Annotated in this window: 18 protein-coding genes and 1 riboswitch; of the genes, 12 read left to right on the top strand and 6 right to left on the bottom strand. The window is 65.7% G+C overall.

Features of this window, described 5'->3' with window-relative positions; genetic code table 11:
* The first annotated feature begins 230 nt into the window (after positions 1-230).
* Positions 231-1,145, top strand: coding sequence for a tyrosine-protein phosphatase (locus JNB89_RS19345; RefSeq protein ID WP_220363311.1), 915 nt, complete (start codon positions 231-233; stop codon positions 1,143-1,145).
* 244 nt (positions 1,146-1,389) lie between these two features.
* Here JNB89_RS19345 and JNB89_RS19340 read toward each other — a convergent pair whose 3' ends face one another.
* On the bottom strand, positions 1,390-2,727 hold the full coding sequence (locus JNB89_RS19340) for an ATP-binding protein (protein ID WP_220363310.1): 1,338 nt from the start codon (positions 2,725-2,727) through the stop codon (positions 1,390-1,392).
* Complete coding sequence (locus JNB89_RS19335) at positions 2,724-3,464, bottom strand: response regulator (protein ID WP_013340700.1); 741 nt, start codon at positions 3,462-3,464, stop codon at positions 2,724-2,726. Before JNB89_RS19335 ends, JNB89_RS19340 begins: the two co-directional genes overlap by 4 nt.
* 437 nt (positions 3,465-3,901) lie before the next feature.
* Here JNB89_RS19335 and JNB89_RS19330 point away from each other — a divergent pair, with 437 nt between their 5' ends.
* The 4 genes from JNB89_RS19330 to JNB89_RS19315 all read left to right on the top strand — a co-directional run bounded on the left by JNB89_RS19330 (position 3,902) and on the right by JNB89_RS19315 (position 5,775).
* Positions 3,902-4,093: a hypothetical protein gene (locus JNB89_RS19330; RefSeq protein ID WP_013340699.1), complete on the top strand. Its 192-nt coding sequence runs from the start codon at positions 3,902-3,904 to the stop codon at positions 4,091-4,093.
* Between the two features lie 45 nt (positions 4,094-4,138).
* Complete coding sequence (locus JNB89_RS19325; protein ID WP_346655756.1) at positions 4,139-4,306, top strand: DUF6726 family protein; 168 nt, start codon at positions 4,139-4,141, stop codon at positions 4,304-4,306.
* Positions 4,307-4,309: 3 nt separating this feature from the next.
* Positions 4,310-5,029, top strand: a complete 720-nt coding sequence (locus JNB89_RS19320; protein ID WP_220363309.1) for a hypothetical protein — start codon at positions 4,310-4,312, stop codon at positions 5,027-5,029.
* Between the two features lie 77 nt (positions 5,030-5,106).
* Positions 5,107-5,775, top strand: coding sequence for a flagellar basal body L-ring protein FlgH (locus JNB89_RS19315; RefSeq protein WP_013340696.1), 669 nt, complete (start codon positions 5,107-5,109; stop codon positions 5,773-5,775).
* 56 nt (positions 5,776-5,831) lie between these two features.
* Here the strand turns inward: JNB89_RS19315 and JNB89_RS19310 are convergent, their stop codons facing one another.
* From JNB89_RS19310 to JNB89_RS19295, 4 genes are all read right to left on the bottom strand, one after another.
* A complete protein-coding gene (locus JNB89_RS19310; protein ID WP_013340695.1) occupies positions 5,832-6,575 on the bottom strand; it encodes a response regulator in 744 nt (247 codons plus the stop codon).
* A gap of 89 nt (positions 6,576-6,664) precedes the next feature.
* Positions 6,665-7,234, bottom strand: a complete 570-nt coding sequence (locus JNB89_RS19305; RefSeq protein ID WP_223216809.1) for a hypothetical protein — start codon at positions 7,232-7,234, stop codon at positions 6,665-6,667.
* A 164-nt stretch (positions 7,235-7,398) separates the two neighbouring features.
* On the bottom strand, positions 7,399-7,860 hold the full coding sequence (locus JNB89_RS19300; RefSeq protein ID WP_013340693.1) for a hypothetical protein: 462 nt from the start codon (positions 7,858-7,860) through the stop codon (positions 7,399-7,401).
* Positions 7,861-8,176: 316 nt separating this feature from the next.
* Positions 8,177-9,928 (bottom strand): ABC transporter ATP-binding protein/permease, encoded by a 1,752-nt coding sequence (locus JNB89_RS19295; RefSeq protein WP_220363307.1) that lies wholly within the window; start codon positions 9,926-9,928, stop codon positions 8,177-8,179.
* Positions 9,929-10,321: 393 nt separating this feature from the next.
* Positions 10,322-10,445, top strand: a riboswitch (TPP riboswitch).
* A gap of 219 nt (positions 10,446-10,664) precedes the next feature.
* Here JNB89_RS19295 and JNB89_RS19290 point away from each other — a divergent pair.
* The 7 genes from JNB89_RS19290 to mlaD all read left to right on the top strand — a co-directional run bounded on the left by JNB89_RS19290 (position 10,665) and on the right by mlaD (position 16,529).
* Positions 10,665-11,798, top strand: a complete 1,134-nt coding sequence (locus tag JNB89_RS19290; protein WP_013340691.1) for an FAD-dependent oxidoreductase — start codon at positions 10,665-10,667, stop codon at positions 11,796-11,798.
* Positions 11,799-11,864: 66 nt separating this feature from the next.
* Positions 11,865-12,062 (top strand): sulfur carrier protein ThiS, encoded by a 198-nt coding sequence (thiS, locus tag JNB89_RS19285; RefSeq protein ID WP_006052269.1) that lies wholly within the window; start codon positions 11,865-11,867, stop codon positions 12,060-12,062.
* 203 nt (positions 12,063-12,265) lie between these two features.
* Positions 12,266-13,081, top strand: a complete 816-nt coding sequence (locus JNB89_RS19280) for a thiazole synthase (protein WP_041729143.1) — start codon at positions 12,266-12,268, stop codon at positions 13,079-13,081.
* Positions 13,078-14,190, top strand: coding sequence for a thiamine phosphate synthase (thiE, locus tag JNB89_RS19275; protein ID WP_220363306.1), 1,113 nt, complete (start codon positions 13,078-13,080; stop codon positions 14,188-14,190). The genes JNB89_RS19280 and thiE overlap by 4 nt, the downstream gene beginning before the upstream one ends.
* Positions 14,191-14,282: 92 nt before the next feature.
* Positions 14,283-15,104, top strand: coding sequence for an ABC transporter ATP-binding protein (locus JNB89_RS19270; RefSeq protein ID WP_013340688.1), 822 nt, complete (start codon positions 14,283-14,285; stop codon positions 15,102-15,104).
* Positions 15,105-15,112: 8 nt separating this feature from the next.
* On the top strand, positions 15,113-15,880 hold the full coding sequence (gene mlaE, locus JNB89_RS19265; protein ID WP_041729133.1) for a lipid asymmetry maintenance ABC transporter permease subunit MlaE: 768 nt from the start codon (positions 15,113-15,115) through the stop codon (positions 15,878-15,880).
* Between the two features lie 94 nt (positions 15,881-15,974).
* Positions 15,975-16,529 (top strand): outer membrane lipid asymmetry maintenance protein MlaD, encoded by a 555-nt coding sequence (gene mlaD, locus JNB89_RS19260; RefSeq protein WP_135894970.1) that lies wholly within the window; start codon positions 15,975-15,977, stop codon positions 16,527-16,529.
* The last annotated feature ends 4 nt before the right edge of the window (positions 16,530-16,533 follow it).

Genomic DNA, 16,533 nt, shown 5'->3' with positions numbered 1-16,533 from the left:
AAGGCTGTTGCAGCCGGCACACCGGTAGCGCACGCCCGACAGCCGAGCCAACGTGCAAACATTGCTTACGAACTAATACGCCGTAACCAGAAGAATTATTGGAAACGTTAAACTGCGCCCGCAGCGTAACGGCTGCACGTTATTTACTCAGGCTTGCGCCTGCTACGTCGAATCGCCTGATGCCCGCCACCGCCAAAACCTGCCCGCCACGACGCCGCTATGTTGTGCCCATGGCCACGCCCGCACAGGCGCTTGCCGCGAGCCCATCGCGACGGGTTTTCCTGAAGCGCTCGGCGAGCGCGCTGCTTGCATCCGGCATGAGCAGCACGCTGCTCAGCGCATGCGGCGGCAGCGTGGACGACGGGCAGGGTGAGACGCCGCGGCTCGCATCGGTGGACAATTTTCGCGACGTCGCGGGCACTGCTGCGGGCTATCCGACTGTCGACGGCAAGAAGATGCGCCGCGGCGCCTTTTTCCGTTCGAATGCGTTGACGCTCAGCGTGGCCGACCAGACCACGCTGGAAAGGCTCGGCATTGTCGGCATCTTCGACCTGCGCACGCCGGGCGAGATCGAGCGAACGGCGGACATCCTGCCGCGCGGCGCGGTTTCGCAGGCGTTGGATGTATTGGGCGTGCGCGACTTCGTGCCACCCGCCTTCAATTCGGCGGCGGACGCGGTCGGGTTCATGGAATCGCAGGCACGCGGCTACGTGACCGGCGCCGCGCAGCGGGCGGGCTTCGGCGCGCTCTTGCGCCAACTTGCGGACGGCACCGGTGCGCAACTGTTCCATTCGAACGCGGGCAAGGACCGGGCCGGCTGGGTCGCGGCGCTTTTGCAGAGCATTGCGAACGTGCCGCTCGACGTGATCATGCAGGACTATCTGCTCAGCAACGTCTACCGCGCGCAGGCCATCAGGTCGATGAGGGACACGTTGCGTGCGCAGGACGGCGACGCCCTCGCCGCGATTCACGAGCCGTTGCTTGGCGTTCGGGAAAGTTTTCTGCAGGCAGGCTTCGATCAGGTGCAGGCAAGCTACGGGACGATGACGCGCTACCTCACCGAGGGTCTTGGCGTTTCGGATTCCGCAATCGAAAGCTTGCGCAGCAGACTCGTGGTTTCAACCACGGAGGGCAGCGGCGCGTAACACGCCGCCAGAAGACGCAAGCAAGAGACGCAAGCAAGAGACGCAAGCAAGAGACCCCGGCGCGACCGACCCGCCGGTCAAACGCGGGCAAAAAAAATCCGCCCCCAGATAAGCGGGCGGACTGAGAAGGGCGGCATCGAGGTTGCCAGGGCCAACTATAAGGCCTGCTGCGATCCGATACCCGATCCGGTAAGGCTGCGTAAGTACGGGCATCGCGCCGCCCCGTTGCGGTTTGGCCGGCACGTCACGCCGACACCGACGCCGACGCCGCCGCCAGCGCCGGCACGACCGGCAACTCGATACATACTTCCAGACCACCTTTCGCATGATTGCGCACATGGCAAGAGCCACCGCGATCGTGCGCGAGCCGCGCGACGATCGCGAGACCCAGCCCGCAATGGCCTTCTCCGCCGCGCGCGGCATCGAGCCTCACGAAGGGTTTCATCGCGGCCGCAATGCGGTCGTCCGGAATGCCGCCGCCGTGGTCGCGCACGCTGATGAGCCAGCGTCCGTCGCGCCGCGCGGTGGAAATTTCGACAGGCGGCGCGCCGTGCTCGAGCGCGTTCTCGACAAGGTTCGTCACGAGCCGGTCCAGCAACGTGCGCGGCAGCGTGAAAGACGGGCCCGCACGTAGATCGAGTCTGAACAACGGGGCTTCGTCGGGGTTGTCGCTGGCGTCGTGATCGGGAGCGGCGCTTGCGCTGTTCGCGCTGTCGGAAAACTGCTCGCGCAAGAATCCGTCGACAGCGACGGGCGGCCCCGCGTCGGCGGATTGGCCGGCGAATTCCAGGAACTGCTGGACGATGTTGGTGAGGGAATCCACATCGCGGATCAGCCCGGCCCGCTCGCTTTCCGCCACCAGCACGCTTGCACGTAGCTTCAGCCGGGTGAGCGGCGCTTTCAGGTCATGCGCGACGCCGGCCAGCATGACCGCCTGGTCGTCGCCGGCTTCGTTCAGGCGTCGCATCATGTCGTTGAACGAGCCGATCAGATCGCGCAATTCACGCGGGCCTTGCACCGTCACAGGCTCGGGCCGTCCGCCTGAGCCGAAGGCGCGCGCGGCGTCGGCGACGCGCGAGAGCGGGCGCTGCATCTGCCAGACCGCGAACAGCGACAGGATCAGCGCCGCCACCAGCATCGAAACGGCTTCGATCAGAAAGCGCGGCGGCGGCGGCAGGTGCACCGGCAGCACCACCCAGTTCGACTTGCCCGGAAACAGCACCCACAGTTGCGGCGGCCGCAGGTCGTCGACGGCGATCTGGGTGCCCGGCGGAAGCGTCTCGCGCAGATGCCGGGTCAACTGGACGACCAGATGGTCCGTCGGTTCACGCAGGTGCACGCTCGGCGGCATGTTCCAGGTCGGAACGAGATGAACGCGCATGGCGGGCGCGAGCGCCGCGCCCTGGATCGGCTCCCCGTTGACGGCCTGCAAGGCCAGCACGACGCCGCGTGCAAAGCCGTCGATCTCATGACGCGGCGGCTGCATGACGATGAGCACGAACCAGCCCGCCTGAATCGCGAGGAGCACCGCTGTGGAAAGCAACGCCATTCTGCCGAATAGCGTGTTCAGCGGGTTTCTCATGCGCCAGCGGCGGCCCCGTCGGCAAACGGTGTGCCGTCGGCGTCGGGCACGAACACGTAGCCTTTGCCGCGAACCGTCTGCACGTAGCGCGGATTGGACGGATCGTCCTCGATCACGCGGCGCAGGCGCCAGATCGGCACGTCGAGACTGCGGTCGCGAAAGGCAAGGTTGTCGCGGTGCACGAGGTCGTGAATCAGCACGCGCGACAACACCTTGTACGGGTTGTTGACGAAGATTTTCAGTAGCGCAAACTCACTGTCGCGCAATGGCAGCTTCGCGTCCGCGCGCGACAGCGAGCGCGTGGCGAAGTCCAGTTCGAAAGGACCGAACCTGTACGGCTTGCGGGCTTCAGGCGCGCTCGTGGTGGGCGGACCCCGGCGGCGCAGCACCGTGTGAATACGAGCGAGCAGTTCCCGCGGATCGAAGGGCTTGGTCAGATAGTCGTCCGCCCCGAGCGAGAGTCCGACGATGCGGTCGGCCACCGTACCGCGCGCCGTCACGAAGATCACTGGAATGTCGTCGCCGGCGGCGCGCAACGCGGTGAGCGCCCGCAGCCCGTCGGTGTTCGGCATCATGATGTCGAGCACGACGACCGACGGCCGTTCGCGCTCGAGCCGTCGCTGGAGATGGGTGCCGTCGTGCAGCACCGACGCGTCGAAGCCGTTCGACTGCAAGAACTTGCAAAGCAGATCGCGTACGACCGGATCGTCGTCGACGATAAGGACCTGTGGATTCATGGCGAAATTCTAGACCGACGCGCTCAACGCGCGGCCGACAGTTTTCTTACCAACGCTTACGTATTGCGCTGCCGCTTCGGTGCGAAGCCGGCAGATGAGCGCGTAAAGCCCGTCACCCAACGCTCACCGCATATTCCCACATAGCGCTCCTTGACAGCGCGCAGCACGCTGCCAGAGCGCATTCGCATCGCTTCGGGCCGCAAGGCGGAAACAATCCTGCTGCAACGGCAACTGCTGGAAACCCCTTGAAACCGGTCGTAAGAACCGCCGGAAAGCGCGCTTTTCTTCGTGCATCGGCGGGGCGGCGGCAGCGGGATGATTCGTCCTGCGATACGTCGCGCCGCACGCCGGCGAAGCCAAAGCCGCCGTGCATTCGTGCAGCCCGCGCGCGGCGCGCCGCAGACATCCAGCCAACCCAGCACTTTGCGAGGCTCACCATGACCGTTCCAGGCAAGCTCAATTCCACCCACTTTTCGTCGATCGCGCCAGCCAGGCCGGCGGAAAAGCCGGCGTCTACAGGCAGCGCCGCGAATTCCGCCAACACCACGCAAGCCAAAAGCTCCGCGACCCAGCAGCAGCCGTCGTTGCCTGCGGGTCTGGTGGGCCATCACGTCAACACCACCGCCTGACGTACCGAGGTTCGTGTGTCGACTCCGAAACTATCCAGGCGTCTGATACGCGCCGCTGCGTGGTTCGCGCTCGGCGCGGCGCTCGTGCCGCTCGACGGTTGCGCGGTGGCCGCGCTGCCGTGCCGGCTCACGTCGGCCACGTTGAAGATCATCCCGGTCGTCGGTCATGCGGCGGCCACCCCGTTCGACATGTGTTCATCCGCTATCGACTGAATCATGAGAGCCAAACGGATTGCCTGCGCGCTGGCGCTGCTGTGCTGCATGTGCCCGCTCACCGTGATCGCGCGCGATGCGGGCGTGATGGCCGCGCCGCCAGCTTCGAAAGACACGTTGGCCGACGCCCGACGGCGAACGCAGGACACGCCGTTCGCGTTCCGTGGCATTGCGCTTGGCATCACGCTCGACGAGTTTCGCGCCGGTTCGAACGTGCGGGCGACGCCGCTCGGCAGCGTGCCGGTCTGCGAGACCGACGTGCAGGCAGGCGCGCTCGGCATGCGGCTGAAGTCGCGCGAGAGCCTGACGGTCGCGTGCCACTGGGCGCATCGCGGCGATGACGGTTGGGCGCTTTCGCAAGCGGTGGTGGACGGCGCCCCGGCGGCCGAACATGTGCTGCGCTTTGCGCGCATGGGAGCTGAGAGCGATGGTCAAAGCGCGCTGCGCCTCTACGAGATGTCCTTCGTGATCGACGAAATTACCGCCGAGGACCTGCGCGATGCGCTCGTGGAGCGCTACGGCCCGCCGCGCCACGCGACGCAGAACGTGTCGTCGCCAGGCGCGCTTCCCGTCTACGTGTGGGAGAACGCGGTCAGCTCCATCACGCTGTGTTTCCTGCCCGGCACGCGCAACGGCACGCTCACGTACCTGCTCAAGGGCTCGGACGCGTGGGTCAAATCTGTCGTGCGGCAGTGGCAGGCGAGCGATGCGGAAGCCGGTTGAGATGCGCCGCGGCTCATGCGGTCATTGCAGTTGAAGAGTCGGCCGAAGTCAAACCCATAGAGGCCAGGAGTAAAACAATGCTTACGCTACGTGTTTCCGTCGCGCTATGCGCGGCGGCGGTTCTGTCCGCTTGTGCAAGCGGGGAGAGGTCGATTGTCGAAACGCCGATGGCGCCGCCGCTCGTTTCGGCGCCGCTGAACGTCAACACGCAGGGCGCTATCTACCAGGCCGGCACGCTGATGGTGCTGTACGAGACGCCGCGCGCGCAGCACATCGGCGACGTGCTGACGATCCGACTTTCCGAGTCGTATAGCGGCAACAATAGTTCGACCGCGGCCGCGAGCCGCGCGAGCAGCATTACCGCCGACGCCGCCGACAAATCAACGGGCGCAGCCGCGCGGCTTGCGAGGCTGTTCAATATCGGTTCGGCAAGCACGGATTTCAAAGGGCAGGGCAGCCTGACCGACGTGAGCGGCATGACCGGCACGCTCGCCGTGACCGTGATCGGCACCATGCCCACCGGCAATCTCATCGTATCGGGCGAGAAGGTGATTTCGATGAGCGGCAACCGCGACCGTCTGCGGCTGTCGGGTGTCGTCAATCCTAAGGATATCGAAGCAGGTAACTACGTCGCTTCGAGCAAGGTCGCGAATGCCCGCATCGAACAGGCCGGCACCGGCATGATCTCCGACGCGACGACCATGGGCTGGCTGCAGAAAATGTTCCTGAGTGTGCTGACGTTCTAGCGCGGGCCGCGGCGCGCTGCTGTGCGGTTCGCGTTGGGCTGCGACGGTTGCCGCGCTTATTCCGCAAGCGTGGCCGGGCCGCGCTCGGCTGCGCCTATCTCGCCATCGGGTACGAACACGTAGCCGCGTCCCCAGACCGTTTGAACGTAGCGCGGCTCGGACGGATCGACCTCGATTAGCCGGCGCAAACGCCAGATCGACACATCGAGACTGCGGTTGCGATGCGCCTCGCTGTTGCCGTGCAGTTTCTCCAGCAGTTGCGCGCGCGTGAGCACGGTCATCGCATGCGTGACGAACACTTTCAGCATCGCGAATTCGCTCGAGCGCAGCGCGATGCGCTCGCCGTCGCGGCGCAATTCGCGCGCCGGGAAATTCACTTCGAAGCGGCCGAACCGGTAAGGCGCGCGCTGTTCAGGCGCGCTCGGCGCAATCGAGCCGCGCCGCCGCAGCACCGTGCGGATTCGCGCGACCAGTTCACTCGGCTCGAACGGCTTGCCGAGATAATCGTCAGCACCGAGCTCAAGACCGATCACACGGTCGATAGGATCGGCGCGCGCGGTGAGCAGAATCACGGGAATGTCGTCGCCCGCCACGCGGAGCGCGCGCAGCGCACTGATGCCGTCGAGCTCCGGCATCATGATGTCGAGCACGACCAGCGCGGGACGTTCGTCGCGCAGCTTGCTTTGCAACGCCATGCCGTGCTCGAGGGTGGCGACCTTGAAACCGCGCCCTTCGAGATACTGGCTGACGAGATTGCGGACAACGGGGTCGTCGTCGACGACCAGAATGGATGGGTTCATCAGGTCATCTTAGTGTCCCGTGCGGGTGCGGCAAAGCCGGCAACGCTTTCCAATCCTTTCTCGCGTAAGGAAAAGCAAGCGGCCTATGTTTAATTGATCTGCGAAGTTTGCAGCGTCTGCCGGCTGAAATCGGTCCGGTCGATCACCATTCTGTCGATCAGCCCATTGAGCTTGGTGGACGCGGAGGAAAAGCGGTCGGTATTCAGGCCGCCTGTCTGATAGCGGGCGGTAACGAGAATGCGGCCGTTCTGCACGAGCGTGAGGTCGATGATCGACAGATACTGGATCGCATCGTCGCTGAACGAACGGCGGCCATAGTCGATCGCGGCGTTGTACACGAGGCGCGCTTCGCAACCTGCAGGCGAGGTGCCGGGATTGTAGACGTCCGAACGAATGCCGCGGCGCTCGAGCGCGAGTTGCAGCGCCGGCACGAAATCCCCGACCGACACTGCAGTGTTCACCTCGATGCAAACGTGGCTCACATCCGCGGGCCGGCCGCTCACGAAGGTCGGCGACGAATAGTTCGCGGCGATCGCGTAGCCGGCCTGAATCACCGAGCCGGTGGCGTCGGCAGCCTGAATGAGTGTCCACGCGCAGCCGTTCAGTGCGAACGTCAGCGCCGTGCACGCTGCAAGCCGCGCGCCGGGCCGCCGCAACATGACCCGCGCCGCCCGGGGGACTCGCGTGAAAGGGTCTGCACGTGTGCCAGGCAGGAAGGTCATGACGGAAAGCGAGGTGCGATAAACATGAACAACGCAGAAGCGCTTAGCGAGGCGCAAACGCGGTGAGCGATGCAACGTGTCCATCGTCGCGCGGGCACGATCTAGCGCGCGACGCGCAGGCGCAATTCGTTTTGACCTTGCACGCTCGCGCTCACGTTCACGCGACGACCGGCGGTGGTCACGATGAAATGCTGGCGTGTCGGTGTGTTGACGTCATGCACGACAGTCGGGAAGCACGCGGCGATGTCGGCGCCCATCTCCTCGAGCGGATCGTTGACGAAACCGTCGGCCTGCCAGTGCGCGCGCCAGTGGCAATCGTAGGCATGCGCGCTGGCGCGGCAGTCTTCGGCGCTTTGAATGCCTGGAAGTTGCGCGGCCGGCGCGGCGCGCAATTGCGTGAAGTCGGATGCTTCGACGATGTGCTTGAGCGCGGGGCACACGTCGGCGGGTTCGTTCGGCGGCGTGGTTTGCGCCGCGTGGGCGGTGCCTGCGATCAGCACGGCCGCGCCGAAAGCAAGCGCGAGACGATGAATCGAGGAACAGGCGGGGCGATAGAGTGACATGAGCGATAGTCCGTGAGCAGTGGATGGCGTGCGGGCCGCGGGGACGGCGCGCACGGCTATCGTCGCTGTTTCGGCCTTGTTTCAAAGGGCGGAAAAGCTTGCTCGCTTCGCAAATGCTTTCTAACTGTTCGCGTGCGTTTCCGAATGTTGCCGCGATTCAGACGCGGTTCTCATTTGCATGGACGTGAACGCTTCGCTCGGGTGTGCCGCAGTGACGCCGGCACCGACACCAGCACCGACACCAGCACCTGCGCCGGTGATCAGTGCGACGGGCTCGAAACCCCCCGGGCGTCGGCCGCGAGGTCACATCGCATAGTTAAGCCGCCACCGCTTCGGCGGCGCGCTCGACCTCGAGCGTTTCATCGTGGAATGCCGCCAGCGACTCGCGATGCGCGACGCTGACAATCGCCGCCTTCGGCAGCCGCTCGGTAAAGAGACGGTACAGACGCGCCTCGTTGTCCGCGTCGAGTGCACTCGTCGCTTCGTCGAGGAACAGATAATCCGGCTTGTGCAGCAGCACGCGCGCGGCGGCGAGGCGCTGTTGCTCGCCAGGCGAGAGAATGCGCGTCCAGTGGCCGGATTCCTGCAAACGGTCCGCGTATTGCGAAAGATGGCAGGTGACGAGCACCTCGCGGCATTCGTCGTCGGTAAAGGTGTCTGCCGCCGACGGGTATGCGAGCGCTGCTTTCAGCGTGCCGATGGGCAGGTAGCTCACTTGCGGGATGAACATCATGCGGGCGTTGACCGGCGCGTCGATTGCGCCGTCGCCGAACGGCCATAGTCCGGCGAGCGCGCGCATCAGCGTACTCTTGCCCGAACCGGACGGGCCGCGCACCAGCCAGCGCGAGCCGGGGCGAATCACAATGTCGCGGATCCGCGAGAGCGGGTTGCCGTTCGGCAGTGCGAGCTTGAGGCCGTCGGTGGCGAGCTTGTCGGCGTCGACGAAATGCAGGTTGATGCCGCCATGCGCGGTGGCCGGCGAGACGGATTCTTTCAGACGCGGCGCGTGCACGACACGCTTGAATTCACGCAGACGGTTGACCGTGGCGCGCCACTCGACCAGCGTGGAGTAACTGTTGATGAACCACGAAAACGAATCGCTGACGGTGCCAAACGCGCTGGAAATCTGCATCAGCACCCCGAACGTGAAGGCGCCGGCGAAATAACGCGGTGCGGCGACCACCAGCGGAAAGATGATCGCGATCTGGCCATAGAAGCTCAGCACGAAGGTGAGGCGCTTCGTGTACTTCATGACCTGCCACCAGTTGTCGCGGATGCGGCCGAACAGCGAATACGCGTTCTTCTTCTCCGTGTCCATGCCGTCGTAGAAGGCAATCTGCTCAGCGTTTTCGCGCAGGCGGATCAGGCCGAAACGGAAATCCGCTTCGACTTTCTGTGCCTGATAGTTGATCGGCACGAGTGGGTGCCCGATCTTCTGGATGACGAGCGATCCGACTACCGCGTAAAGCGCGGCCGCCCACACCATGTAGCCCGGAATATGCAGCGGCACGCCGCCGAGCGTGATGGTCAGCGCGCCGGCAAGCGTCCACAGGATCGTCATGAACGATACCAGGGTGACGACGGTGGACAGCAGGTCGAGCGTGAGCGAAAGCGTCGTGGTGGCGAACGACTGCAGGTCGTCGCTGATCCGCTGGTCGGGGTTGTCGGCGAGGCGGTCGCGCTCGATCCGGTAGAACGCGCCGTCGTGCAACCATTCGTTCAGATAGCGCCTGGTCAGCCACTGGCGCCAGCGAAAGCCGAGCATCTGCCGCAAGTAGCGCCCGTACACGGCGAGAATGATGTAGCCGAACGCAAGCCCCGAAAAGATCATCAGCAGATGCGGGAAGTCGCGCACGTTCTTGGTTTGCAGCGCGTTGTAGAAGTCCGCGCTCCAGCGGTTCAGGCGCACGTTGATCCACACGACCAACAGGTTCATCGCGATGATGGCGACAAGGAGCGCCCACGCCGTCTTTTTTTCTTCCGACACCCAGTAGGGCTTGATCAGGCTCCATGCGGAGACCTTGTCGTCGGGCGGCAGGGCAGGGCTGGCAGAAATATCTGTTCTCATGTGCGTCCTGAGGAGTGCTGTTCTATTTGGGCTGACGTGGCGACCAGCCATTCGGAAGTGCCCGGCCCGTCCGGGCGCCGCGTCTGGCGAGAGCACGTCGCGGCGCCAATTCTGGCGCCCAGCGCTTAAACGAGGATTAAGCAGCGGAGCGGAGCTTGCCGCAAGTCGGCCGCGCACCCCGCCGCGATACGTTGCGGCGGGCTTGCGCGAATGCCGCATTCGCCGCGCCATCTCTGCTGCATTGTGCCAGAGCGCCAGACGCTTACCTGGGATACCGCCCGGTCGCCTCGCGCGGAAGGAGAACGACGCAAAAACATAGTGCCGGATCAAGCCGCGTGCGCGGCGATGCGCCGCTCGTTTGCGAGCGCCGCGCCTTTTATGGTCTAATGACCTTTGACGAAACAGGGGTGCTTCGCACTTGAGCGGCGTGATTTCCACGCTGCGGCAGCGAGGCTGAGAGAGACCCTTTGCACCCGATCCGGGTAATACCGGCGCGGGAAGTTTCCGGAAGCAGCCAGTCTTCCATTCCCCGCCGGGCGGCGTACTCAAGACGAGCACGCCTGTTGCCCGGCCGGCCTTGCCCGCCGGTTTCGTCCTGGGTACGCGCTTCTTGTTGGCCGTACGGAAAGGACTCGATGACCGCCTATTGTTCAGTTATGTGTTTTGCTCCTGGCCGCGCTGCAAGTGACGCGCGCTGCATCGCTTTTACGCAGCGCCCTGAAACGGAGCTCGCCCGATGAGCCGCGCCGCGCAACAACCCGATTTCGCCGTGCTCGGTGGCGGCCTGTGCGGGCGCCTCGTCGCATGGCGGCTTGCCGGCGAAGGCCATCGCGTGGCGCTTTACGAACGCGGCGACGCCGCGGGTTCGCAGGCCGCCGCGTGGGTCGCCGCGGCCATGCTGGCGCCGCTAGCCGAAGCCGCCAGCGCCGAACTGCTGATCACGCGTCTGGGCGCGGCATCGCTCGACACATGGCCGCAAGTGCTGGCCGAGCTGCCGGAGCCGGTGTTCTTCCAGCGCAATGGCACGCTCGTGGTCTGGCATCACGCGGATCGAACCGAGGCGCCGTTGTTCGAAAGACGCGTACGCTCGAACGCCCCGGCTGAATTGCTGGACGGCGGCTTTGTCGCGCTCGCCGGCGAGCAGGTCGGTGCGGCCGAACCTGCGCTTGCAGGGCGCTTCAACCAGGGCTGGCTGTTGCCGCGCGAGGGGCAGCTCGATAACCGCCAGGTGCTGCGCGCTCTGGCGGCGGGGCTCGCTCAGCGCGGCGTGCAAACACATTGGAATACGCCGGTGCGCGACGACGCGCTGCCGCCGGCGCGCGTGACGATAGACTGCCGCGGTCTCGGCGCCAAACCCGTGTTGCCGACGCTGCGCGGCATTCGCGGCGAAGTGGCGCGCGTGCATGCGCCGGGCATCCGGTTGACCCGGCCGGTGCGGCTGCTGCACCCGCGCTACCCGCTCTATATCGCGCCCAAGCAGGACGACCTTTACGTGATCGGCGCAACAGAAGTGGAAGGCGAGGACATGTCGCCCGTGAGCGTGCGTTCCGCGCTGGAGCTGCTGAGTGCGGCGTTTTCGGTGCATCCGGGCTTCGGCGAGGCGCGCATTCTCGAGCTGAATTCGCAGTGCCGTCCGACCTTGCCGGATCATCGGCCTGCCTTGCTATGGGACGGCGGCCAGACGCTGCGAGTGAACGGGCTTTACCGGCACGGCTACATGATCGTGCCCGAAGTCGCCGACGAAGCCGCGCGCTTCGCGGCAGCGCTGCTGGACGGGCGCATCGGCGACGCCGACGCGTTCGCGCACTGGCAGCACGGCGCGCGCTGGAGCGAGCTGTTCCAGCAGGACCGCACGCGGGAGCCGGCATGAGCGCCGGCTCGCGGTGCGCGCTGCGGGCTTGCGCATTGGCCATCGACTGAACCGTAATTGAACGCCATGGACATTCATATCAATCAGAAGCCGTTGTCGCTGCCCGAGGGCGCGACTGTCGCGGATGCGCTCGCCGCCTACGGCGCGCGGCCGCCGTTTGCCGTTGCGCTGAACGGCGATTTTGTCGCGCGCACGCAGCATGCTGCGCGTGCGCTGCAACCGGGCGACAAGCTCGATGTGGTGCAGCCGGTGGCCGGCGGTTGACGATGGCTGGCGCGTGAGGTGGGCTCAGCGTGGGCAAGCGCCGCGCAAGCCCCTGGCGACGCCCGCGCAACGGCCACGCAATGGCCCTCGCGACAGCCATGCAACAGCCACGCAACAGCCACGCAACAGCCACGCCCCCGACGCACCGACCACGCTAATCCACGCAATCGCCGCCCTGCATTGCCGGAGACCAGATGATGCAAATGACTTCCCCCCAAACCGCCGACGCCCTCACGCTGTACGGCCAGACTTTCGCAAGCCGCGTACTGCTCGGCACGTCGCGCTATCCGTCGCTGCAGGCGCTGTCCGATTCGATCGACGCCGCGCGGCCCGGCATGGTGACCGTCGCGCTGCGCCGGCAGATGAACGAAGGCGGCGCCGAAGCCGGCTTCTTCGATCTGCTCAAGCGCCACGGCGTGCCGCTGCTGCCTAACACGGCCGGCTGCCTGACCGTCGGCGAAGCGGTGACCACCGCGCACATGGCCCGGGAAATTTTCGAAACCGAGTGGATCAAGCTGGAACTGATCGGCGACGACTACACGCTGCAGCCGGATCCGGTCGGCCTCATCGAGGCGGCCGCGAAGCTCGTCAAGGACGGCTTCAAGGTGCTGCCGTATTGCACCGAAGATCTGGTGATCGGCCGCCGTCTGCTCGACGCGGGCTGCGAGGCGCTCATGCCGTGGGGCGCGCCTATCGGCACCGGCAAAGGCGTGATCAATCCGTATGGCTTGCGGGTGTTGCGCGAACGGCTGCCCGACGTGCCGCTGATCGTCGACGCGGGGCTCGGCGTGCCGTCGCATGCGGCGCAGGTGATGGAATGGGGCTTCGACGGCGTCCTGCTCAACACCGCGGTGTCGCAGGCGACCCATCCGGAGGCCATGGCGCGCGCGTTTGCGCTGGGCGTCGAAGCGGGCCGCGAGGCGTTTCTCGCCGGGCCCATGGCCGAGCGCGAAAGCGCGCACGCGAGCACGCCGGTGGTCGGCATGCCGTTCTGGCACCAGGATGGGAGCGCCGCATGACGCAGACATTGACTTTGAAAGACCGCGACCTGTTCTGGCCGCCCGCCGACGAACTCACCGAAGCCGCCGAGCGCATCCGCGCCCGGCTCGGCGACTGGCCGCCCACGCACGCGCCGTGGCGCATCTGCCTGACTGCCCCGGACGAGCCGAACGGCGGCGATCTGATCGTGGTCGCCGACGCCGCCCGGCACGGCGAGCAGATGGCGCGCTGGCTCGTGCAGGGCGCGGCCGTGGTCGAAGCCGCCGAGCACAAGGCGACGCTGCATCTAGGCGGCGAAAAGTACCGGCTGGAAGGGCATCTGGCGGAAGACTGGATTGCCGCGCTCGCCGCCTTTCTGGATTGCGGTTTCGATCCCCACGACGCGCTCGTGCTGGCGCTGGCCTGGCGCGACGGCGACGAAACCCGCACGCATGCGGGCGGCGACGCGTTCCCTTGCAATCTCGAGACGTTTCCGCGCCTCGCCGGTCTGCCGCAGGCGCCGGCCGAGGCATTTGCGCGCTGCCCCGAGCGGCTCGGGCTGTATCCGGTCCTGCCGAACGTGGAGTGGGTCGAGCGAGTGCTTGGCTTTGGCGTAAAGACGATCCAACTGCGCCGCAAGTCGGCTCATCCCGCCGACGAACTCCAGCGTGAAATAGTTCGCTGCGTGGCGGCGGGGCGGCGCCACGACGCGCAGGTCTTCATCAACGATCACTGGCAGGCTGCGCTGGAGGCGGGCGCCTACGGCGTGCACCTCGGTCAGGAGGACGTGCACACGGCGGACCTCGCCGCGCTGGCGGCGGCGGGCATCCGCCTCGGGCTGTCTACGCACGGCTTTTACGAAATTCTGAAAGCGCTGCATTTTCGCCCCAGCTATATTGCGCTCGGCGCGGTGTTCCCGACCACCACGAAAGTCATGCCCACCGCGCCGCAGGGTCTCAAGCGACTTGCGCGCTACGTTCGCCTGCTGGACGGTGTGGTGCCGCTCGTGGCGATCGGCGGAATCGATCTGCAGGTGCTGCCCGCGGTGCTGGAAACCGGCGTGGGTTGTGCGGCGGTGGTGCGCGCGGTGACGGAAGCGGCCGATCCCGCAGCCGCCGTTGCCGCGCTGCAACAAGCGTTTACGCAATAATCGTTACGTTTCGTTAAGGAGAGGGCACCTCACGGCAACTTTTGCATGATGGCCCTATAATTCGGCCTTCCCTGTAAAAGGACTGTCAGTCAGTGTTTTCCTCTTCCGAGACCCTTCTCGAACTGCGCGACGTCGACTTCGGTTACGGCGACCGGCTCGTACTGTCGAACCTGAATCTGCGCTTTCAGCGCGGGCAGGTGGTCGCGGTCATGGGCGGCTCGGGCTGCGGCAAGACCACCGTGCTGCGGTTGATCGGCGGTCTGGTGCGCGCGCAGCGCGGCGAGATCCTGTTTCACGGCCAGAACGTCGGCGCGCAGACCCGTGAGGGCCTGTACGCGCTGCGCCGCAAAATGGGCATGCTGTTCCAGTTCGGCGCGCTGTTCACGGACATGTCGGTGTTCGAGAACGTGGCGTTTGCGCTGCGCGAGCACACCGATCTTCCCGAGGAACTGATCCGCGACCTGGTGCTGATGAAGCTCAACGCTGTCGGCCTGCGCGGCGCGCGCGACCTGCTGCCTTCGGAAATTTCCGGCGGTATGGCGCGGCGCGTGGCGCTCGCGCGCGCCATCGCCCTCGATCCCGAGCTGATGATGTACGACGAGCCGTTTGCCGGCCTCGATCCGATCTCGCTCGGCATTACCGCGAACCTGATCCGCGCGCTCAATCAGGCGCTCGGCGCGACGTCCATTCTGGTTACGCACGACGTGCCGGAATCGTTCGCGATTGCCGACTACGTGTACTTTCTCGCCAACGGCGGCGTGCATGCCGAGGGCACGCCCGCGCAATTGCGCGAGTCGACCGATCCGACCGTGCGGCAGTTCATCGACGGCGCACCCGACGGCCCGTTCAAATTTCACTACCCGACGAGGACGCCGCTCGCGGCCGACTTCGGCGTGGGCGGAGGTCGGGCATGATCGGCTCGTTGATCAGCACAGTCGGCCGCTCGGTGCTCGAGGGCCTCGGAACGGCCGGCTACGCCACGCGCTTCTTCTTCCGGCTGTTGTTCGAATTCTTCGCGCTGCTGCGCCGTCCGCGCCTTGTCACGAAGCAGATCCACTTCGTGGGTAATTATTCGCTCGTGATCATTGCGGTGTCGGGGCTGTTCGTCGGCTTCGTGCTTGGTTTGCAAGGTTATTACACGCTGAACCGCTACGGCTCCGAGCAGGCGCTCGGGCTGCTCGTCGCGCTGTCGCTCGTGCGCGAACTCGGGCCGGTGGTCACGGCGCTGCTGTTCGCCGGGCGCGCTGGCACCTCGCTGACCGCCGAAATTGGCCTGATGAAGGCCGGCGAGCAATTGACCGCGATGGAAATGATGGCGGTGGACCCGGTCAAGGTCGTGGTGGCGCCGCGTCTGTGGGCCGGGATCATTTCCATGCCGATTCTCGCCGCGATCTTCAGCGCGGTCGGCGTGCTGGGCGGCTACGTGGTCGGCGTGCTGCTGATCGGCGTGGACGCCGGCGCGTTCTGGTCGCAAATGCAAGGCGGCGTGGATGTCTGGCGCGACGTGGGCGCGGGCGTCGTCAAAAGCGTGGTGTTCGGCCTTGCCGTGACGTTCGTGGCGCTCTTCCAGGGCTATGAAGCGCGGCCCACGCCGGAAGGCGTGTCGCGCGCCACGACCAAAACGGTCGTGTACGCGTCGCTCGCGGTGCTCGGCCTCGATTTTCTGCTGACCGCGCTGATGTTCAGCTAAGACTGTGTTGCCTGCCGGACGCTGCCGCGCTGGGCGCGCGCGGCGCAACCACGGCGAGGCGACGACGGCGCGGCGGATTCACTTTGGGATGACAATGAAAAAGACTGCTCTCGACTTCTGGGTCGGCCTGTTCGTGGTGTTGGGTTTCGTGGCGTTGCTGTTTCTCGCGCTGAAGGCCGGCAACATGAGTTCGCTGTCGTTCCAGGCGACCTATCCGGTCAAGCTGAAGTTCGACAATATCGGCGGATTGAAGGCGCGCGCGCCTGTCAAGAGCGCGGGCGTGACGGTCGGCCGGGTCGCCTCGATAGGTTTCGACAGCAATGCCTATCAGGCGCTCGTCACCATCGACATCGACAGGCAATACCAGTTTCCGAAAGACACGTCGGCAAAGATTCTGACTTCGGGGCTGCTCGGCGAGCAATACATCGGGCTCGAGCCGGGCGGCGATTCCGAAATGCTCAAGGCCGGCGACACGATTTCCATGACCCAATCGGCAATCGTGCTGGAAAACCTGATCGGACAGTTCCTCTACAGCAAAGCGGCCGATTCGGGCGCATCCAGGCCGGGCACCGCGCCGGCGGCACCGGCGGCAGCACCCGCGGCGGCGCCCACGGCGGCGGTGCCCGCTTCCGGCTCGGCCGGTCAATAAGGAG

Origin of the sequence: Paraburkholderia phenoliruptrix (assembly GCF_019511605.1) — a bacterium.
GTDB lineage: Bacteria > Pseudomonadota > Gammaproteobacteria > Burkholderiales > Burkholderiaceae > Paraburkholderia > Paraburkholderia phenoliruptrix_A.
This window is presented reverse-complemented; position numbering and strand designations above follow the sequence as displayed.